The 2718-nt window shown below is 47.5% G+C and carries 2 protein-coding genes; one reads left to right on the plus strand and one right to left on the minus strand.

Annotated elements, in window-relative coordinates; all coding sequences use genetic code 11:
• A partial coding sequence (locus WBV27_RS02405; protein WP_424199084.1) for an AraC family ligand binding domain-containing protein occupies positions 1 to 464 on the minus strand: 464 nt, incomplete at its 3' end.
• Positions 465 to 625: 161 nt separating this feature from the next.
• Here WBV27_RS02405 and WBV27_RS02410 point away from each other — a divergent pair.
• Positions 626 to 2718 (plus strand): family 78 glycoside hydrolase catalytic domain (locus tag WBV27_RS02410; RefSeq protein ID WP_424199086.1); only part of this gene is annotated, 2093 nt, incomplete at its 3' end.

Genomic DNA, 2718 nt, shown 5'->3' on the forward strand with positions numbered 1-2718 from the left:
TCCGACTTGATCCGTTTCGGGAAATAGAGGTAATCTTCCTCGCTTTTTTCACGGAAGAACAGGCTGATGAGGTTGTCGTTTTCATAAAAAGAACGTAAATAGCCGTTTGTAAAACTTTCTTTGCGTATGCAGATATTGACCAAAATTGCGCTCGCATCAAGGACCTGAAGGGAATGGGAACTGGCGAGGTTCATGATGCAAAAATCACCTTCCGACATATAGATGTTTTTGTTTTGGGTGATATTCAGGATTGCCCCTTTATAAACATACATGATTTCGTAGAACGAATGCTTGTGCTCCGGGGTTGCTTCGTCCATTTTGTGGCTCACCGTAAATATTTCCTGATTGTTGTTTTTTAGCAGATCTTTCAGCTGATTCTCAATGGAAATTTCGCCATTCGTCCAAATATTTTGGAATTTATCGTCGATTCCGATCAGCTGGTCATCGATGGATTTATATCTCATCCTGCATCTCCTTATGTAAAATAATCGCATGTTTATATAGTTTCTCGACATTGATACCGCTACCACCAACATGATAACATCATCGTATGGTAAATATCAAATGCGTGAGTGTGATATTTTTACTTTGGGCATTAAAAAAAGAGATCGGAAAGGAATAGCCTATGAAAAGAGAATGGAAAGCGAAATGGATTGAACCTGTGCAGCAGGAAACAAAAGAGGAGCCGGTTTTTACACTGCAGCAGATGTTTTCGGGTGAAAAAATAGTGCAGGAACCTGTCGAGGAGCGTTTATTGCCGAGCCAGTGCTTGAAGAAAGTGTTTCAACTGAATGCGGATAAAGGAATTGTAAGCGCTAAATTAGTGATGACGGCACACGGCATCTACCGTGCAAAAATCAACGGACAGGATGTCACCGATGCGCTGTTCACTCCGGACAATACTTCGTATTCCAAGGTGCTGATGTATCAAGAATACGATGTTACTACGCTGTTGGCTGAAGAAAATGTCTGGTCGGTCGTGGTCGCGGATGGCTGGTATGCGGGGCGGATCAGCGTCAACGGAGCCAGTGCTCAGTTCGGAAACAAGTTGGGTATTTTGGGCGAACTGATCGTATCATTTGCGGACGGCACCACTGAAATCATCGTCACGGATGAGGATTTCTTCTCCAGCACGGACAAATACATGTACAGCGATATCTTCATCGGGGAAAAGCAGGATCTGCGGGTGGCCGACGCTGAGTGGGAAACGTCTTTTAGTACGGAAGGCATGGACAGGGTGACTGTGGCCGACTTTGGATACGAAAATCTGACCGAACAGATCGGACCGCTCGTCAAAAGAAAGGAAACCCTTCAGCCGTTGAAGATTTGGCAGGAAGCGGAAAGCTGGATCGTCGATTTTGGACAGGTTATTGCCGGCCGGATCGAACTTACGGTGTTCCTGGATGAAGGCCAGGAAATTTGCGTCGAACACAGCGAAGTGCTGAGCAAGGAAGGCAAATTCTTCAACAACATTCTTGGCCGAAACAAAGACCAAAAAGATATCTTTGTCGGGCGGGGACAGAAAGAAGTGCTGGAACCTGATTTTACCTTCCACGGATTCCGCTATGCCAAAATCAGCGGGGTACCCGTGTTGACGGCGGATATGGTGAAAGCCTACGTCCTGTATTCGGACATGAAAACAACCGGATTTTTCAGGACAAGCAACGAAAAAGTCAATCGTTTGATCGACAACATCCATTGGAGTCAAAAAGGCAACATGCTTTCTGTTCCGACCGATTGCCCGCAGCGTGAACGGGTAGGCTGGACCGGGGATCTCCAGGTTTTTGCGCCGACAGCCACGTTCTTCATGGACATTTATGATTTTACGCGCAGATGGCTGGAAAATGTGATGGCTGATCAATTGCCTAACGGCGAGGTAGTCGATTATTCGCCGGCGCCGCGGGATTTTCTGGAAAACCCAAGTATCACTGGCGCCTATTCCTCGGCCGGTTGGGGGGATGCGATCATTTTGGTTCCTTGGATACTGTATGAGCGCTACGGTAAAGTCGACGTTCTTGCCGAAACGTATCCGGCGATGCAGAAGTGGCATGAGCACTGCAAATCAAGCGCTGCAGGGGATAAGGAAGGCTTTGACAAATTCATATGGGATACGGTTTTCCATTTCGGCGACTGGATGTTCCCGAGTTACATGATGGGCGAGCAGTCGAAAGGCCCGATCGCAACATCCGTAGTCACCAAGGATGTTTTTGCAACCGCTTTTTTGGCCCATTCCAGTGAGAAATTAGCTGAAATTGCTCAGCTGCTCGGGAGGATTGAGGAAGCTGAAGGATATGCCGCATACGCCAAGGATGTCAAAGAGGCCTTCCGCCTGCGATTCTTCGAAAATGGACGCCTGACCAGCGATTTCCAAGGCTGCTATGTCATCGCGCTGGCATTTGACATGATTCCTCAGGAAAAAGAAGCGCTGATCAACCGCTTGGTGACGCTGATTAAGGAAAATGGGAATCGTTTGGATACAGGCTTCCTTTCCGTTCCGCATCTTTTGGATGTGCTGTGCGAAAACGGTCAAGAGGAATTGGCCAAAAAAGTGTTCTATCAGGAACAGTGCCCATCCTGGTTTTATGAAGTGAACAACGGAGCGACGACGATCTGGGAGTCTTGGGCAGGGATCCAGCCCAACGGTGACGTGATGGATTTTTCTTTCAACCATTACGCTTTTGGCTGCGTCGGAGATTGGATGGTCCGCAAAATTGCCGG

Source organism: Trichococcus sp. (assembly GCF_049589555.1).
In the GTDB taxonomy this organism is placed as follows: Bacteria; Bacillota; Bacilli; order Lactobacillales; family Aerococcaceae; genus Trichococcus.